The organism is Afipia sp. DC4300-2b1 (assembly GCF_049895725.1).
Lineage (GTDB): Bacteria > Pseudomonadota > Alphaproteobacteria > Rhizobiales > Xanthobacteraceae > Afipia > Afipia broomeae.
In genome coordinates this window covers 875,124-892,303 of record NZ_JAFCSX010000002.1, presented here as the reverse complement: position 1 = coordinate 892,303, position 17,180 = coordinate 875,124, and the positions used below count along the sequence as shown (strand labels likewise).

Genomic DNA, 17,180 nt, shown 5'->3' with positions numbered 1-17,180 from the left:
TGGAGGCCTTGTTCGGCCGCCAAGCTAGACCAGCGTCGTAAACCCTTTGTTAACTGCCCCTCTCCGGTTTCTGCCGGGCGCGATCCACGGTCCGCGCTGTATTCCGGCCCGCTTTGGCCTGGCCACCGGGGTTCAAGTTCGTTTTCATGGATTGCCTGAATCGGGTGAGCCATCCCGCTCCGCGCGACGGACGCGTCAGCATGTTGGAGCCCACCATGGCCGCGAACTGCATGCGTGCGTGATCCCGAGACGCATCGGACGATCCTGGCCCGGAAAGCTCGCAGAAGGTGTCGAACAGATCGCGGACGCCTGCGCTGTAAGCGGCGTTCAGCGGATGCTCACCGGGAGCGGACGCGGCGTCCGGCGCATAAGTTACCATCGGGCATGTCATTTCGGGCGGCTTGGGATCGAGATAGTATGTGACGATCGCGCCGGGCGCATCGCGCCCCGCGTGCTGCGCCGTTTCCGCGACCTGCCGCCACATCCTGGCCGCACCGGCGAACGCAAAACTGCAAGCCTCGGCAGCGAGCGCGTCCTTGCTCTCAAAATGCTTGTAGAAGCCGCCCTGCGTCATTCCCGCAGCCTTCATAACGTCCGCGATACCGACAGCGCCGACGCCGTTGGCGGCGAACAGCCCGCTGGCGACCTTCACGATCCGCTCGCGGTTCTCTTCCGCCTGTTGCCTGCTCGATCGACCCATTTGGCGATTTCCGATAATAGATGTTGATTGAACTCTATTTATATAATAGAGGTTGATAATACGCTAATTAACCGCCCCCCGGCCAAAAGCAAGGTTTCTCCGATGCCCCAGTCGTACGATCCCAAGACCACGGCGCTCCTGTGCATCGATTTCTACAACGACTTCCTCAGCGAAGGCGGCAAGCTGTGGCCCATGGTGAAGACGATGGCAACCGAACTGAAGCTTCTCGACAATCTGCGCACCATCGTCAAAACGTCACGCGAGGCCGGCATCACCGTTTTCCACGTCCCGCATCATCGCTGGGAAGCGGGCGATCTTCAGAACTGGAAAAATGCCACGCCCTATCAGCTCTCCGGCATGGAACGGCAGATTTTCGCCAAGGGGACATGGGGCGGCGAATTTCACGATGACTTCAAGGTGCAGCCGGGCGACGTTGTCGCGACCGAGCACTGGGCATCAAGCGGCTTTCCGAACACGGACCTCGATATCCAGCTCAAACGGCGCGGCAAGGAGAAGATCATCCTTGTCGGCCTGCTCGCCAATACATGCCTTGAGGCGACGGGGCGCATCGGGATGGAGCTTGGCTATCACGTCACCCTCGTTCGCGACGCAACTGCGGCGCGCACGCCGGAGGCGATGCATGCGGCCATGAACATCAATGGTCCGACCTATGCCCACGCCATTCTGACCACGGACGAGTTAGTCGGCGCCATGAAAGTATGAATTGCTCAGAGCGTTCTGAGCACCTTTGCCGCGGCCTCGAAATCCCTGAACTTTGAGGCGCGGCGGGCGTCGACTTCCTCGTCGGCGCCCCACTTCTCGCGATTCCAGTCCTCGTCCACATGCGCCGCCGCCCAGACCTGCGCCGCATCCAGCACACCGTGCTTGAGCGCGAGCGCCAGCAGCGCCGAGCCGGTGAGCGTGGTCGCGACATGAAACGCGCCGACCGGCCACGCATCCGCAGGCAAGGCGCTGCGCGCAGCCGCAACCGCCGTCTCCGGTTGCGTCACATGGATCACGCCCTCGGCGAGAATAAAATGCGCGCCAAGATCATCGGCAGCCCAGCGCAGCACCGGGTCCCAGTGCTCGGCCTGCCGCGCGATCAGCGCGTCGGGAAAACCGGCGCGATAGAACAAAAGATCGGTCTCGAAGTACTTCGCAGCATCGTCGGCCACGGCCTGAACGTCCTTTACGACGCCGTCGATCACGCTGTTGGCCAGCCGTGTCAGCGGCATCGACATCGGATCGATGTTGTCGGCCTGGGCGTCCCACTCCGCGGCCATCGCTTCGGCGAGCTCGCGCGTCGGCGCAGCCAGCGGATTGCGCCCCGGCGTGCGGATCGGCTTGCCGTCGAGCGTCACCGTAAAACCCTCAGGCCCTTCCGCCACGCCCGCGCTGGTATAGAAGCGCTTGCGCAGCGGCGTGCGCGATGACTTGCGCGACGCCTCGCGCGGATCGAGCGGCGACTTGCCGGCAACTTCGTCGAACAGTTCGCGCATCCACTAGCCTTTTGATCTTCTGGGCATGACCTTGTCCGAAAACCGGTCTCCACTTTTCGGGGTCATGCCCTATTGATTTGCACACTGGCGCGAATACGCCGCGCGCTGATTGGGGTTAAGCCCCCACGCCGCGCCGTCGTCAAGACAGCGCGCGACCCGGTCGCTGAACGACGGACGGTGGTCGCGCTTCAGCACCGGCTTCGGCGGCGTGTCCTGCGTCACCACACCCGGCGTCGTGTTCTGCAATGCGAACGGCGGCGGCGAATTCATCTGCGGCACGGTCGGCACCACGATCGGCGGTGGCGGCGGCGCCGGTGGCGCGGTCGGAAACGGAATGACAGGCTGCGCGCCAACGCCGCCCGGCGGATAGAGCTGCGCGTGCGCGACGCCGGACACAGGCGCGGACAGCGCGAGCACGATTGCGAATGCGGTTCTGTTCATCACGATCATATCGTTACCCCGGACATCAGCGGCAAGAGCATCACCCTCGCGTGATCACTCCTCCGGCGCGTTCTCGATCGGATCGAAACGGTCGGCCTCGAGGCCGAGCAGGTTCCACGATTGCAGCATATGCGGCGGCAGCGGCGCGGTGACGTCGATAAACCCGCCGCGCGGATGCGGGATCACGATCCGCCGCGCCAGAAGATGCAGCCGCTTCTGGATACCGCCGGGCAGTTCCCAGTTTTCCTTGTTGAAGTATTTCGGATCGCCGACGATGGCGTGATCGATATGCGCCATGTGCGCGCGCAACTGGTGAGTGCGCCCGGTCACCGGCTTCAGCGACACCCAGGCCAGCTTCTGCGCCGAGGCCTCGACCACGGCATAATACGTCACCGCATGCGCCGCACCCTCGTCGCCATGGGCGGCGACGCGCATGATGGAATCTTCCTCGCTCTCTTCCTTGGCGAGATAGGTCGAGATGCGCCCCTGCTTCGGCTTCGGCACGCCCGCCACCAGCGCCCAGTAGATCTTGCGCGCGGAACGATGGCGGAACGATCCGGTCAATGCGCTCGCTGCAAAGCGCGTCTTGGCAATCAAAAGACAGCCGGACGTTTCGCGGTCGAGACGATGGACCAGACGCGGCTTCTGACCCTTGGCGTCGCGCATCGCTTCCAGCATCTGATCGACATGCTTGGTCATGCCCGAACCGCCCTGCACCGCGAGACCGGCGGGCTTGTTCAGCACCATCACGTCGGCGTCTTCGAACAGAATCATCTTGCGCAGATCTTCGAGCGTCTTGGTCGCAGCCTCGGACAGTTCACCGCCAACCTTCGGCGTGTCGAGCTTGAGCGGCGGAATGCGCACGCTCTGGCCTTCCTCGAGCCGGTCCTTGCTGTCGGCGCGCTTGCCGTTGATGCGCAGCTCGCCTTTGCGGACGATGCGCTGGATATGGGAGAACGACAGGCCGGGGAACCGATGCTCGAGGAAGCGATCGACGCGCATGTTGTTCTCGTCGGCGGTGACGACAACGGTCTGCACTTTGGTCGGCAACGGCGGAGGTGCCGCTTTCTCCTCCCTCACCGGCTCGGGACGCGGCTCGCGCATTGGCTTCGCCGAAAACTCGGCGGCCGGGCGGCGCGGCGGAAACTTGCTGCCGGGGCGTTTATCCGGCCCGCCGAATGACGGCTTGCCCGACCCGCGCTTGTCGGTGGAGCGCTTCACGCCGCGCTTGTTGCCGCGTTCGGATTTCTTCGCGAGAGGCTTTCTGGCGCGGCGGCTCATGACTTAACTTTCCTGCTCGGGCCGCATTCAGGCTCGATAAGGCGAGCCGTCGGCCATTCAAATTCAAGACGTCGGGATTCGGTATCGTTCATTTGCATTGCGCATTGCTTTTAAGCAGCGCGAGATCACGGCTCGCGTTGACTGACGGATTCCGTTTGGCGGCCTCGTCCGCAGCGGCGCACGCGCCGGTGCGGTCGCCATTCTGAATTCGCGCGAAGGCAAGATTGGACCACGCGTCGCCGAAATTGGGGGCATCGATGATGGCCTGTTCGAGCACCGGCCGTGCATCGCCCGGGCGCCTGGCGATCAGAAGAAACCGCCCGTAATCGGCATTGAGATTTTTCGGCGGATTTGGCTGCTTTCGCGCAATCTTGAACAACTCCTCCGCGAACGCGGGATCGTTGAAGCGGACCTGAACCACCGCCGCGAAGCCGTGATAAACGCCGCTCTGTTCGGGAGCGAGGAGAAACGCCTGATTAAACCGCTGCGCAGCCTCGGCGGTGTTGCCGGCGCCAAGCGCCCTCCAGCCGCGCAGGGTGGTTTCCTCAAACGCCCTCTGCCGTGTCCCGGCGGCCTGAGTCAGCGCCGACACAAAGCGTTCGTCGGTTGCGCGCAGCTCCGGCGTTTTCTCGGCAAAGCCATAGAACGGCTGCTCGTTGATCGGCGCGGAGTAGGTTTTCTTCGTGACCTGAACGCCGGGCGCCACCTCAACGGTCTGGGCGGCCGCAATGCCAGCCCATGTCAATGAGGCCAGCACGGCGAGCGTCCGAGCCGTTTTGCTGAAGGCGCTCATTCGCTCCGGCCCTTTCGCTCTCTTCGCAGCTTGGCCCAGTACTCGAGCCGCTTGCGAATCTCCCGCTCGAAACCGCGGTCCGGCGGATCGTAGAACGTCTGGCGGCCGAGCGCTTCCGGGAAGTAATCCTGCCCCGAGAAAGCGTCCGGCGTGTCGTGGTCGTATTCGTAGCCGCCGCCATAGCCTTCGGACTTCATCAGCTTGGTCGGTGAATTGAGGATGTGCTTCGGCGGCAGCAGAGAACCGCCCTCCTTTGCCGTGCGCATCGCGGCCTTGTACGCCATATAGCCGGCGTTGGATTTCGGCGCGGTCGCGAGATAGATCACCGCCTGCGCGATGGCGAGTTCGCCCTCGGGAGAGCCGAGGAAATCATAGGCGTCCTTGGCGGCGTTGCAGATCGCCAGCGCCTGCGGATCGGCCAGCCCGATATCCTCCACCGCCATGCGCACCACCCGCCGCGCCAGAAACAGCGGGTCCTCGCCCGCGTCCAGCATGCGCGCGAGATAATAGAGCGCGGCGTCAGGATCCGAGCCGCGCACGGATTTATGCAGCGCGGAGATCAGGTTGTAATGGCCGTCGGCGGACTTGTCGTAGATCGGCGCGCGGCGCTGGAGAATGTCCTGCAACTGCGCGGCGTTGAACATCTCGTCCCGGCGCGCGGCACGCCAGACTTCCTCCGCCAGTGTCAGCGCGGCGCGGCCGTCACCGTCCGCCATCCGCACCAGCACGGCGCGGGCCTCCGCATCGAGCGGCAGCTTCCGGCCCTCGACCTCTTCAGCGCGGGCGTAAAGCTTCTCCACCGCCGCAACGTCAAGCGAGTGAAACACCAGCACCCGCGCGCGCGAAAGGAGCGCCGCGTTGAGCTCGAAGGATGGGTTTTCCGTGGTGGCGCCGACCAGAACCACCGTGCCGTCTTCCATCACCGGCAGAAACGAATCCTGCTGCGCACGGTTGAAGCGATGCACCTCGTCCACAAACAGCAGCGTGCCCTTGCCCATCTCGCGGCGGGCGCGGGCTGCATCGAACACCTTCTTTAAATCCGCGACGCCGGAAAACACTGCGGAGATCTGCTCGAACTCCAGTTCGGTCGCATCAGCCAGCAGCCGCGCCACCGTGGTCTTGCCGGTGCCGGGTGGCCCCCAGAACACCAACGAGCCGAGCGTACGAGTCTCCAGCATCCGCGTGAGCGCGCCATCCGGACCGAGGATGTGATCCTGCCCGACCACATCGGCAAGCGTCCGCGGGCGCAGCTTGTCCGGCAGCGGACGCGGTGCGTCCTGCTCCATGCCGGCTGCGGCGAAGAGGTTTGCGGAAGGCTGCGGTCGCTTCGCGTTCATAGGGCAAGTTCTTCTCCCTCTCCCCGTTTACAGGCAGAGGGTTGGGGTAAGTGGCAACTCGGCAACAAGCAAAAGCCCCTCACCCGGATTGCCATAGCGGGTCGAAGACGCGCGTAAACGCGCTTATGGCAATCCGACCTCTCCCCGCAAGAACGGGGCGAGGTCAGGAGAAGCGCCTCGATAATCATCATCCCCCGAGAACGACATTCAACTGCTGGCCGCCGCGGATCACCGTGATGCGCCAGAGCCGCGAGCCTTCGGTGGCGAGTTTGTTGAGATCCCTGGTCCGGCCGATCTTCTGACCGTTCACGACGGCGATTACGTCGCCCTTCTTGAATCCGACATTCGTCGCGATGGCATCGTCAGGCAAATCGGTTACGACCACGCCCTCGATGCTGCTGTCGAGCTTCAGCTCGTCCGCCAGCGCCGGCGAGATGTTGGCGATCTTCGCACCCTGGAACGGCGAACGCGCCTTGATGACGATCTCATCGCGGCCGGTGTCCGGCGCGGTTTCCAGCGCGACCGAAAGCTTGACCGGCTTGCCGCCGCGCAACACCTCGACCTGTGCGGTGCCGCCGAGCGGACGCGTCGCGAAGCGGTAATCGAACGCATTCGGATCGTCGACGACCTGGCCATCGATGGACACGATCAGATCGGACAATTTCAATCCGGCTCTGGCCGACGGACTTCCCTCGGAGATATTCGCCACCAGCGCGCCGGCCGGACGCTTCAGCCCGAGCGTTTCGGCGATCTCGGGTGTCACAGCCTGCAGGCGCGCGCCGAGCCATGGGCGCTTCACCGCACTGCCGCCGCCCTTGGCCGAGGCGACGACCACGCGCACCATGTTGGCCGGAATTGCAAAGCCGATGCCCTGCGAGCCGCCGGAGCGCGAGAAGATCGCGGTGTTGACGCCGACGAGCTTGCCGGTCATGTCCACCAATGCACCGCCGGAGTTGCCGGGATTGATCGCCGCATCGGTCTGAATGAAGAACTGATAGTCGGTGATGCCGACCTGTGTGCGCGCCAGCGCCGAGATGATGCCGTGGGTCACCGTCTGTCCGACGCCGAACGGATTGCCGATGGCGATCACGACGTCGCCGACCAGCGCATCGTCAGAGTTCGAGAACTCGAGCACCGGGAATTTTTCCTTCACGTCCTTCAGGCGCAGCACTGCCAGATCAGTGCGGCTGTCCTTCAGCACGATCTCGGCTTCAAACTCGCGCTTGTCGGACAGCGAAACCTTCACCTGGTCGGCGCCTTCAATGACGTGATTGTTGGTGACCACGAGACCCGCCGCGTCGACCATCACGCCGGAGCCCAGCGAGCGCTGCATCTGTTCCGGCTGATTGCCCGGCACGCCGAAGAAACGGCGAAACACCGGATCGTCGAGCAGCGGGTTGCGGTTCTGCACGATCTTGGCGGCGTAGACGTTCACCACTGCCGGCTGTACGCGCTGAACGATCGGCGCATAGGAAAAGCGAAGTTGCGCCGGCGATTGGGGCACCACGCGATCCTGCGCCAGCGCGGGCGCGGCCAAAACGGACGAGACGAGAAGCGCGGAAAGCGCACGGATAACGATCATGAAAACAGTCCTGAACTTGATGCCAAAGATACAGCCACGCCGGGGTGGCGGGAGAAATCACTATTCAGCGGGTTGCGGCAGCCTCGACGGACGCTTCGCGGTGTCCGGCTGCACCTTGCCTTTCCTTGCTCCCGCAGCCTTGTTTTCCAATGCGGCATCGACCCGGGCGCGATTGGCATCGCCCCACGCCTTGAGGGCATCAATCACCGGCCGCAGCCGCTGGCCCGTCTCGGACAATTCGTAGTCGACCCGCGGCGGAACCTCCGCATACACCTTGCGGACGATCAGGTCATCCTCCTCAAGGGCCCGAAGCTGCTTGGTCAGCATCCGCTGGGTGATCCTCGGCAGCTTCTTGCGCAGTTCGCCGAAGCGCAGCCGCCCCTCCTGAAGGTGATAGAGGATGACTCCCTTCCACTTGCCGTCGATCAGATCGAGCGTGACCTCCACCGAACAGCCCGGAGCGCAGCCGAAATCCTGTCGTTTCATTGGGATATATCCATTGGTATCCGAACGGTGACTATATCCCTGAAATGACAGTACTTGCAAACATCGCCTAGGCGCGACAGGTAGGTTCTCGGAGACCGCAATGGTCCTTGATGGAGCAAGAACAATGAAAGCTGTGGGTTACAAGAAGTCGCTGCCGATCGATGCGGCAGACGCGCTGTTCGATTTCGAAACCGACAAGCCGGAGCCGCGCGGGCGTGACATCCGCGTCGCGGTGAAGGCGATTTCCGCGAACCCGGTGGATTACAAGGTCCGCAAGCGCGCCGAGCCGCCCGCAGGCGAAACCAAGATTCTCGGCTTCGATGCTTCAGGCGTCGTGGACGCAGTCGGACCCGACGTGTCGCTGTTCAAGCCCGGTGATGAGGTCTGGTATGCCGGCTCGATCCAGCGCCAGGGCACCAATTCGGAATTCCATCTCGTGGATGAGCGCATCGTCGGCCACAAGCCGAAGACGTTGTCGTTTGCCCAAGCGGCCGCCCTGCCCCTGACGTCCATCACGGCATGGGAACTGTTGTTCGATCGCCTCGGGGTTGCGCCGGGCAAGAGCGTCGATCCGCGCGCGCTGCTGATCATCGGCGGCGCCGGCGGCGTCGGCTCGATCCTGATTCAGCTTGCGAGGCGGCTGACCGGACTCACCGTCGTCGCCACCGCGTCACGTCCCGAATCCAGCAAGTGGTGTCTTGAGCTTGGCGCGCATCATGTGATCGATCATTCAAAACCGATGAAGGATCAGATCTCCGCGCTGAAAGTCCCGCCGGTCGCGCTGATCGCAGCACTCACCAATACCGATCAGCACTTCGCGGCACTCGCAGACATCGTCGCGCCGCAAGGCAAGATCGGGCTGATCGACGATCCCGCCTCACTCAACGTCAACCTGCTGAAGGGCAAGGCAGTATCGCTGCACTGGGAATCGATGTTCACGCGCTCATCGTTCCAGACCGACGACATGATCGCACAGCACAAGCTGCTCGATGACGTCGCCAGCCTGATCGACAACGGCGTGCTGCGCACCACCCTCGACAAGGTGCTCGGCAAGATCAACGCGGCGAATCTCAAGCAGGCCCACGCGCTGCTGGAAGGCGGACGCTCCACCGGCAAGCTGGTGCTGGAAGGCTGGTAGCGCGTTCGCAACTATCGCGCGTCCCCAATAAAAAACCTCCGGCAGGGCATTGCCGGAGGTTATGGGAGATTTTCTGAGAAAAACTGATGCACAATCGAGCCGCGACGTCACCGTCGCGCTGTGACCGGAACATGCCTCAATTACCTTATTTAGTCAAACAATCGGAATGCATACGTGCTCTCACGATTGCGTGTGCAGCGCGGGATCTGTTTGTTCGATATCGCCGATTGCGCGCCACCGATTTTCGCCACTGCGGAAGCTGACTTCCACTTTTGGATAAGACCAAAGAAAAACCCCGGCAGTTTCCTGCCGGGGTTCTTTGTTCAAGTGGTCGTTACGTGATTACCAGGTGCGGCGGACGCGGAACTGGCCCGACACGATACCCTGATCCTTGTAGTCGTAGGTGCCGGCCGGCTTGAAGCCGCCGATCAGGTTCGCACCAGTGGTCGTGATCGAACCGGTGTTCGACTGGTCCAGCGTGGTGTAGAGCACTTCGCCCGACAGGGTCAGGTTCTTGACCGGAGTCCATGCGGTACGGGTGCCGACCTGCCAGATCGCGAAGTCCGGGTTGCAGGTGTAGCCGTTGGCTGTTGCACCACCGGTCAGCGCGCCGATCGCCTGACCTTGGCGGAGGCAGATCAGATTCCTCGCGTTGTCATTGTAGTCAACACGCGTGTAGCTGCCGTACACGCTGGTCTGCCACTCTGGCGACCAGTTGTGCTCGTAGCCGCCGCGGAAGCCCCAAGCCTTGGTCTTCTCGATGCCGCCACCGTTGCCGTAAACGCCGTCATAGAGGTTCAGCGAAGCGAACGACTGGTAGCTACCAGCGAAGTTAGTCTCGCCGCTGAAGGCGTCGAAGGTGTTACCCGTGGTGCCGCCGATGATGTACTTCGGAGCGCCGTCGGTATAGGTGAAGTCCAACGACAGCTTGTCGCCAGGGCCGGTCGGCAGCTGCTTCAGCTGAATGCCGCCCGAGATCGAGTAGCCCCACGCATCGCTCGGATGACCGAGAGGCTCGTTGCCGATTGCGCCGGCAGCAGTGCTGTAATAGTTGGCGCTGATGTTGTTGACCGCACCCGAGATCTGGGCGGTGAACGCAGCCTGGTCGAGGCGAACGTTACCGACGAAATCCGGAGAGTGCTGACCGCCCGTACCGTTCTGGTTGGCAGCGAGCGTGCCGGCGCCGAGGTAAGCACCCGCCACCGTAGCTGCGGTTGCACCGGTGATGGAGCCGCTGGCGTTGAACACCGGAGCGCGGTTGATCGTCTTGTTGTCTTCAACGCCCAACTGAGCCGAGAGCCCGTTTCCGAACTGCCAGGTGTAGGCAATCTGGGTGATACCGGTGGAGTTGTCGTAACCGCCGAGAAGGTTGGAGGTGTTCAGACCAACCGGGTTTGCGCCCCAAGGAGTCTGGAAGCCCGAGATCGCCTTACCGAAGGTGAAGCCGGCGAACTGGACGAAGCCGAGGTCCATGGTGAGCACGCCCGACGACGGACCGTCGCCCGAGGTGTGCTGGAAGTTGCTCGACCAGTAAGTGCGCACAACGCCGTATTCGGAGGCGGTGCGGGTGTCGATGTTCAGCTGGGTACGAGCGCGGGTTACGAAGTAATCCGACGAGCGGTTCTGCTGACCGGTGTTCGCGCTGTTGTTCCAGGCCGGCTGACCGTGGGCGCTGCCGTTGACCGTGACGTCGAGCTGAGCGTAGCCGCCCAGCTTGATGCAGGTGTCGGTGCCGGGGATATAGTAGAAACCAGCTCCATACAGGGAGCAGATCTTCACGTACTGGACCGCTTTCGCCTTAACGGGAAGATCAGCCGCCTGTGCTCCTGCGACAGCAGCCAACGCGGCCGCCGAACCCAGGATAAGGCTCTTAATCTTGCTCATAAAACCTCCAAAATTGTTCAATTGAGGAAAGGTCCGCTTCCCGTGGCGCTAGCCACCCCAATCAGCCCCTTGATCCCCGCTTACCGCCGGCCGCCTCGCCTTCCGGGCGGGACCACCAACGAGTCACCCGACGTCTCCGGCTGACGCAGGAACAATGACCGCAAGCATCAATTGATTACAATAATTGATTTACTCATGCTTTTATTTGGCCGCGTTCGTGTGCTTTCCCCGCAACATCATGTCAGCGGGATGACGCAAGCAGTGATTGCAAAGGCGTAAATGCTGACATATTTTTGCGCATTCGCTCGCAAAGGCAGAATTAAATGGCCGGCAGACTTCCCGCCAAGAAAATTTCATCTCAACGTCACACTGCGAGCCCGCGCGGCACGGCGCGCGATGCGCATCCCATGGGTCCTGACGATGCACTGGTCCGGAAGTTCATCTGGGATGTTATTTCGATCAACACGCATCTCGAAGAAATCCGTTCCAACTGGGCGCGCATGCTGGACATCACCTGTCCGCAGTGGCTGATCCTGATGGCGGTCAATGATCTCGATGAGGGCAAGGGAATTTCCGTCCGCGAGGTCTCGACAAAGCTTCATGTCGATCCTTCGTTCGTGACCACCCAGACGAAAAGCCTTGAAAAGCACGGCTTCATGCGCCGCGTCGCATCGAAGGAAGATGCGCGCGTCGTGCTGATGTCGCTGACCGACAAGGCGCACAAGCAGATCGCGAATCTCTATTCGCAGCAGGTGGTCGCCGACAATCTCGTCTTCTCGGATTTCTCGACCCAGACGTTCCGCGATCTCACCGACAAGCTGTCGACGCTCAAGGAGCGCCTGGCGAAAGCCGCGCAAATGATCGCCGCAGGAAACTGACTGTCAGTCCGCGAGCGCAGGCGCCGTTCGCAGGCGCGCCGATATCCAGTCGAAGATAAACTCGTTGCCGATGGTCGGGTTGTCGGATTGCCCGCGCACCACGGCGGTCTCGGCAGTGGAGAACACCTTCAGCGTCACGTCCGCGCCCTCCTCCCTCAACGCCGTGCACAGAGCATCGGCGTGACGGGTATCGAGCCAGTCAAACTCTCCGAACGTCATCAGGATCGGGCACTTGATGCTGGTGATGCCGCCATGACGCTGCATCCTGCGAATCTCGTCACCGATCGCGTCACCGCCGTCGTGTCCTGACATCCATTGTGCCGCGGTCACGCGCTGGTGCATGTCCCAGATCCCGGCATCGCACACGGCGGCGGCAAACCGGTCGTCGAGACCCGCCGCGCGCGAGGCATAGGCGGCGCCCAGTCCGTCACCGAAAATCGCGATCCGCCGCTCGTCGATGTCGCCGCGCGCAATCAGATAATCCACGCAGCAACTGATCGCGGTCTCAACCTCGTATCGCACCATCTCCTTGAGCTTCGGCGCGCCTCCCTGCCCCGGCAGATCGGCGAGCAGCAGCGACAGTCCGCGCGAATGAGCATGCCGCAGCAGCGTCAGCAGATGCTCTTCCTTGAAATGCTCCGGCCCGCCGACACAGACAGCGACGGGCACCGGCGAATCCGACCCGGGCGCCGGCAGAAAATAGGCTTCGACAAAGCCGTTCTGGAAACAGGGAATGCGAACCAGTTCGCCGCCCGACGGCTGATGCGTGACCACGAGATTCGCGCAGGCCCGCATCTGCTCCAGTGCGGTCGCGCGCCGCACGTCATCCAGTTTCAGAAAGACTTCCGAGGTCCGGTAATAATTCGATGCCCGCAGCCAGTTGCTGCGCGCCGACGGGATATTCCCCGCCTCCAACGCAAGATTGCCGCGCGCCTTGTTGACGTTGGCGATGGCATTCCATGCGCGATGCCAGCTTTCGTCGTCGCCGGCGGTGATCGCGTTCGCCGTCAGGAAGCACTCGGAGATGGTGCTGCCGCCTTCTTGCGCGGAGCCCAGCACACGCATGAACTGAAGGCTGTAATCCTCATTTTGGGGCCACTGCATCCAGCCGTTCGGCTCGAAGCGCGACGGCGAGAGATTGGCGGTTTCTTCATTCAAAACAGTCGTCCACACGATGAAGTCAGCCGATCATTGAAAGTCGGGCCGTATTCGCTTGATCTAGAACGACAATTGCCGCGGACAAGACGAGCAGGCGTGTTGCATTGCAGCCATGAGCATGGCCGCATTAATGCGACAGTGGCGTTACAGTGATGTGACAAACGGCCGATCTGCGACGTTTGTCGCATGCGACACGACGTCCCGGGAGAAAATCATTCCCGGAGAACGCCGAAATCAATCTGTTGCTTCTCTGAAAGGCGCTACACGATCGTCTGGATAATGCCGCCTTCAGCCCGCAAGGCCGCGCCGTTGGTCACCGACGCCTCGCGCGAACTGACATAGACCACCATGTTGGCGATCTCGTCGACCGTTGCGAATCGCTGGATCAGCGACGTGCTGCGGTGCTGCCTGACGAATTGCGAGGCCGCCTCTTCCACTGACTGGCCGTTCTGCTTCGCCAGATCCTTGACGAACGTCTCCACGCCTTCCGACATGGTCGGGCCAGGCAATACCGAATTGACGGTCACGTTGGTGCCCTTGGTCAACTCGGCCAGACCGCGCGAGATCGAGAGCTGCGCGGTTTTGGACATGCCGTAGTGAATCATCTCGCTCGGAATGTTCACGCCCGATTCCGACGAGATGAAAACGATGCGTCCCCAGTTGCGCTTCAGCATCCCCGGCATGTAGGCGCGCGAGAGCCGCACCCCGGACATGACGTTGACCTCGAAAAAGCGCGTCCAGTCCGCGTCGGGAATATCGAAAAAGCCCTTCGGCTCGAAAATGCCGGCGTTGTTGATGAGAATGTCCGTGTCCGGCACGGCCTCGACCAGCTTCGCGCATCCCTCGGCGGTGGATACATCGGCCGCGACGCCCCACGCCTTCGCTCCGGGCACCGCCTTGACGATGGCCTCGGCTGCTGCGTCCGCCCTGTCCTGTGTGCGGCCGTTGACCACAACGCTCGCCCCGGCCCGGGCGAGGCCCCTGGCGATGGCCAGCCCGATGCCGCCGGTCGAGCCGGTCACGATTGCGGTGGTGCCTGAGAGATCGATTTTCATGAAAAGCTCCTTTGCTATGGAACTCATATGGCGGCCCAAACAGCCCGCGCCACTGCCAGATCGTGTCCGCCGGTTCATGGCATTGTGGCCGCACGGGAAACGTCCGGCCAATAAAAAAAGCGGCGCACAAGGCGCCGCTTTTGAATTCTCTGAGGGATGAGACTTACGCCGCTTCCGACGACGTTTCCTGCACCGGGCCCGAGTCCTGGCCCTTGGCATCGACGTCGCGGTCGACGAACTCGATCACGGCCATCGGCGCGTTGTCGCCGTAGCGGAAGCCGGCCTTGATGATGCGGGTGTAGCCGCCCTGACGATCCTTGTAACGGGGCGCCAGAACGTCGAACAGCTTCTTGACCTGATCCACATCGCGCATTTCGCCGATCGCCTGACGGCGCAGCGAAAGGCCGCCCTTCTTGCCGAGGGTGACCAGCTTCTCGACGATCGGGCGAAGCTCCTTCGCCTTCGGGAGAGTGGTGACGATCTGCTCGTGCTTGATCAGCGCGGCGCACATGTTTGCGAACATCGCCTTGCGATGCTCCGCGGTGCGGTTGAGCTTCCGATGAACCTTGCCGTGACGCATGATGTAGTCCTCAATCCAGATTGCCGCGACGGTTCGTCGGACATTTTGCTCAGGTGGGCTGCCTGCGTTCGCCCTTAATCTCCGTCACCCTTCGAGGCTCGGGCTATGCCCTCGCACCTCAGGATGACGGACTATCGCTTGTTCGTCATCCTGAGGTGCCGTCGCTCTTGCGGCGGCCCCGAAGGATGACGCAGTTCTCAGTAGTGATCCTCGAAGCGCTTGGCCAGCTCGTCGATGTTCTCCGGCGGCCAACCGGGCACTTCCATGCCGAGGTGCAGACCCATCTGGGCCAGCACTTCCTTGATTTCGTTCAGCGACTTGCGGCCGAAGTTCGGGGTACGGAGCATTTCCGCTTCCGACTTCTGCACGAGGTCGCCGATGTAGACGATGTTGTCGTTCTTCAGGCAGTTGGCCGAACGAACCGACAGTTCGAGCTCGTCCACCTTCTTGAGGAACGCAGGGTTGAAAGCGAGATCCGGAATGATCTCGGCGGCAACCTCCTTGCGGGGCTCCTCGAAGTTCACGAACACGTTGAGCTGATCCTGCAGGATGCGCGCCGAGTAAGCGAGCGCGTCGTCCGGCGAGATCGCGCCGTTGGTCTCAATCGTCAGCGTCAGCTTGTCGTAGTCGAGAATCTGGCCTTCGCGGGTGTTCTCAACCTTGTAGGACACCTTGCGAACCGGCGAGAACAGGCTGTCCACCGGGATCAGGCCGATCGGCGCGTCCTCGGGACGGTTGCGCTCGGCGGCGACGTAGCCCTTGCCGGAATTCACGGTGAACTCCATGCGGATTTCAGCGCCCTCGTCGAGGGTGCAGATCTGAAGCTCGGGGTTCAGCACGACGACATCGCCGACGGTCTGGATGTCACCGGCGGTGACAACGCCCGGACCCGACTTCTTCACGACCATGCGCTTCGGGCCTTCGCCCTGCATCTTGATCGAGATGTCCTTCACGTTCAGCACGATGTCAGTCACATCCTCGCGCACGCCGGCGATCGAGGAGAACTCGTGCAGAACGCCGTCGATGTGAACCGACTGCACGGCAGCGCCCTGCAGCGACGACAGCAGCACGCGGCGCAGCGCGTTGCCGAGGGTCTGGCCGAAGCCGCGCTCGAGCGGCTCGGCGACGACGGTAGCGAAACGGGTCGGATCCGAACCAGGCGTCACGTTGAGCTTGTTCGGACGAATGAGTTCTTGCCAATTTTTCTGGATCGTCACTTGTTCACCCATGCCATCAAAATCACTGGCGTTGGAGGTCTGGCGGCGCGGGCACCGTTCTTAAACAATGGCCGCGTCATCGCATCTCAAAAACAACGCGGGCGCATATCGCCCGCGGCAGTCCAAACAATCAGACGCGCCGGCGCTTGCGCGGACGGCAACCGTTGTGCGGGATCGTGGTCACGTCACGGATCGAGGTGACGGTGAAGCCCGCGGCCTGCAATGCGCGCAGAGCCGATTCACGGCCCGAACCGGGACCCGCGACTTCGACTTCCAGCGTACGCATGCCGTGTTCCTGCGCCTTCTTCGACACGTCTTCGGCGGCAACCTGAGCCGCATACGGAGTCGACTTGCGCGATCCCTTGAAGCCCATCGTGCCTGCCGACGACCAGGCAATGGTGTTGCCCTGCGCGTCGGTGATGGTGATGGTCGTGTTGTTGAACGACGAATTCACGTGCGCGATGCCGGAGGCGATGTTCTTGCGTTCACGGCGGCGGACGCGTGTGGCTTCTTTACCCATAAGTCTCTTCTCTTCCTTCAAGCGCGTCCGTGATTCCAGACGCTGGGGAAATTCAGGTGATCACCCGGCCCTCGCGAGCCGGATCGGTTCAGTGGTCGAAACGAAATTACTTCTTCTTGCCGGCGATGGCCTTGGCAGGACCCTTGCGCGTGCGCGCGTTGGTGTGGGTCCGCTGACCGCGCACCGGAAGGCCGCGGCGATGACGCAGGCCGCGGTAGCAGCCGAGGTCCATCAGACGCTTGATGTTCATGCCGACTTCGCGGCGCAGGTCGCCTTCGACCAGGAAGTCGCGGTCGATCATTTCGCGGATCTGGAGAACTTCAGCGTCGGTGAGCTGCGAGACGCGGCGGTCGGCCGGAATCTTGAGCTGCTCCACGATGGTCGCGGCGTTCTTCTGGCCGATGCCATGAATGTACTGAAGCGCAATCAGAACGCGCTTGTTGGTCGGAATGTTGACGCCTGCAATACGGGCCACGGTCTTCGCTCCTGTCGCCGTCCGCTCCGGACAGCTTGTCTTTGTTAGGTCTCTGGCGTCGGGCGGGTGTTCACAAACGCAAACACGACGCCCTCCCCACTTTTCTTTCGGGGCCCGGCATCGTCTGAACTATCCGACTGGATGCGGGCTTATTAA

The 17,180-nt window shown here is 62.3% G+C and carries 18 protein-coding genes; 3 read left to right on the top strand and 15 right to left on the bottom strand.

Going from position 1 to position 17,180, the window contains the following annotated elements; translation table 11 throughout:
* Positions 1 to 49: 49 nt before the first annotated feature.
* A complete protein-coding gene (locus ACP7AL_RS11065; RefSeq protein WP_425991233.1) occupies positions 50 to 700 on the bottom strand; it encodes a TetR/AcrR family transcriptional regulator in 651 nt (216 codons plus the stop codon).
* Positions 701 to 802: 102 nt separating this feature from the next.
* On the opposite strand from ACP7AL_RS11065, the gene ACP7AL_RS11060 reads away from it, so the two are divergent.
* The gene (locus ACP7AL_RS11060) at positions 803 to 1,423 is read left to right on the top strand and encodes an isochorismatase family cysteine hydrolase (RefSeq protein WP_425991231.1); all 621 of its coding nucleotides are present in this window, start codon (positions 803 to 805) and stop codon (positions 1,421 to 1,423) included.
* Positions 1,424 to 1,428: 5 nt separating this feature from the next.
* On the opposite strand, the gene ACP7AL_RS11055 is transcribed toward ACP7AL_RS11060, so the two are convergent.
* The 7 genes from ACP7AL_RS11055 to ACP7AL_RS11025 all read right to left on the bottom strand — a co-directional run bounded on the left by ACP7AL_RS11055 (position 1,429) and on the right by ACP7AL_RS11025 (position 8,119).
* Positions 1,429 to 2,199: an ATP12 family chaperone protein gene (locus ACP7AL_RS11055; protein WP_425991229.1), complete on the bottom strand. Its 771-nt coding sequence runs from the start codon at positions 2,197 to 2,199 to the stop codon at positions 1,429 to 1,431.
* 69 nt (positions 2,200 to 2,268) lie between these two features.
* The gene (locus ACP7AL_RS11050; RefSeq protein ID WP_425991227.1) at positions 2,269 to 2,649 is read right to left on the bottom strand and encodes a hypothetical protein; all 381 of its coding nucleotides are present in this window, start codon (positions 2,647 to 2,649) and stop codon (positions 2,269 to 2,271) included.
* 45 nt (positions 2,650 to 2,694) lie between these two features.
* Complete coding sequence (locus tag ACP7AL_RS11045; RefSeq protein ID WP_024920157.1) at positions 2,695 to 3,921, bottom strand: RluA family pseudouridine synthase; 1,227 nt, start codon at positions 3,919 to 3,921, stop codon at positions 2,695 to 2,697.
* Between the two features lie 88 nt (positions 3,922 to 4,009).
* Positions 4,010 to 4,714, bottom strand: coding sequence for a tetratricopeptide repeat protein (locus ACP7AL_RS11040; RefSeq protein ID WP_425991225.1), 705 nt, complete (start codon positions 4,712 to 4,714; stop codon positions 4,010 to 4,012).
* The gene (locus tag ACP7AL_RS11035; RefSeq protein WP_425991223.1) at positions 4,711 to 6,051 is read right to left on the bottom strand and encodes a replication-associated recombination protein A; all 1,341 of its coding nucleotides are present in this window, start codon (positions 6,049 to 6,051) and stop codon (positions 4,711 to 4,713) included. Before ACP7AL_RS11035 ends, ACP7AL_RS11040 begins: the two co-directional genes overlap by 4 nt.
* 187 nt (positions 6,052 to 6,238) lie before the next feature.
* Entirely contained in the window at positions 6,239 to 7,633 is a 1,395-nt protein-coding gene (locus ACP7AL_RS11030) for a Do family serine endopeptidase (protein ID WP_024920154.1), read from the bottom strand.
* A gap of 60 nt (positions 7,634 to 7,693) precedes the next feature.
* Entirely contained in the window at positions 7,694 to 8,119 is a 426-nt protein-coding gene (locus ACP7AL_RS11025) for a winged helix-turn-helix transcriptional regulator (protein ID WP_425991220.1), read from the bottom strand.
* 124 nt (positions 8,120 to 8,243) lie between these two features.
* On the opposite strand from ACP7AL_RS11025, the gene ACP7AL_RS11020 reads away from it, so the two are divergent.
* Complete coding sequence (locus tag ACP7AL_RS11020) at positions 8,244 to 9,257, top strand: zinc-binding alcohol dehydrogenase family protein (protein ID WP_425991218.1); 1,014 nt, start codon at positions 8,244 to 8,246, stop codon at positions 9,255 to 9,257.
* Positions 9,258 to 9,599: 342 nt separating this feature from the next.
* Here the strand turns inward: ACP7AL_RS11020 and ACP7AL_RS11015 are convergent, their stop codons facing one another.
* Entirely contained in the window at positions 9,600 to 11,141 is a 1,542-nt protein-coding gene (locus ACP7AL_RS11015; protein WP_425991216.1) for a porin, read from the bottom strand.
* 323 nt (positions 11,142 to 11,464) lie between these two features.
* Here ACP7AL_RS11015 and ACP7AL_RS11010 point away from each other — a divergent pair, with 323 nt between their 5' ends.
* Positions 11,465 to 12,019, top strand: coding sequence for a MarR family transcriptional regulator (locus ACP7AL_RS11010; RefSeq protein WP_425991214.1), 555 nt, complete (start codon positions 11,465 to 11,467; stop codon positions 12,017 to 12,019).
* 3 nt (positions 12,020 to 12,022) lie between these two features.
* Here the strand turns inward: ACP7AL_RS11010 and ACP7AL_RS11005 are convergent, their stop codons facing one another.
* The 6 genes from ACP7AL_RS11005 to rpsM form a co-directional block, all read right to left on the bottom strand.
* A complete protein-coding gene (locus ACP7AL_RS11005; RefSeq protein WP_425991212.1) occupies positions 12,023 to 13,177 on the bottom strand; it encodes an alpha/beta hydrolase family protein in 1,155 nt (384 codons plus the stop codon).
* Between the two features lie 260 nt (positions 13,178 to 13,437).
* A complete protein-coding gene (locus ACP7AL_RS11000; protein ID WP_425991210.1) occupies positions 13,438 to 14,232 on the bottom strand; it encodes an SDR family NAD(P)-dependent oxidoreductase in 795 nt (264 codons plus the stop codon).
* A 163-nt stretch (positions 14,233 to 14,395) separates the two neighbouring features.
* Positions 14,396 to 14,812, bottom strand: coding sequence for a 50S ribosomal protein L17 (gene rplQ / locus ACP7AL_RS10995; protein ID WP_006021046.1), 417 nt, complete (start codon positions 14,810 to 14,812; stop codon positions 14,396 to 14,398).
* A 197-nt stretch (positions 14,813 to 15,009) separates the two neighbouring features.
* Positions 15,010 to 16,041 carry a DNA-directed RNA polymerase subunit alpha gene (locus ACP7AL_RS10990; RefSeq protein WP_006021047.1) on the bottom strand — a complete coding sequence of 344 codons (1,032 nt, stop codon included), beginning with the start codon at positions 16,039 to 16,041 and terminating at the stop codon, positions 15,010 to 15,012.
* Positions 16,042 to 16,159: 118 nt separating this feature from the next.
* Positions 16,160 to 16,549, bottom strand: a complete 390-nt coding sequence (gene rpsK / locus ACP7AL_RS10985) for a 30S ribosomal protein S11 (protein ID WP_006021048.1) — start codon at positions 16,547 to 16,549, stop codon at positions 16,160 to 16,162.
* A gap of 106 nt (positions 16,550 to 16,655) precedes the next feature.
* Positions 16,656 to 17,024 carry a 30S ribosomal protein S13 gene (gene rpsM, locus ACP7AL_RS10980; RefSeq protein WP_006021049.1) on the bottom strand — a complete coding sequence of 123 codons (369 nt, stop codon included), beginning with the start codon at positions 17,022 to 17,024 and terminating at the stop codon, positions 16,656 to 16,658.
* Between the last annotated feature and the right edge of the window lie 156 nt (positions 17,025 to 17,180).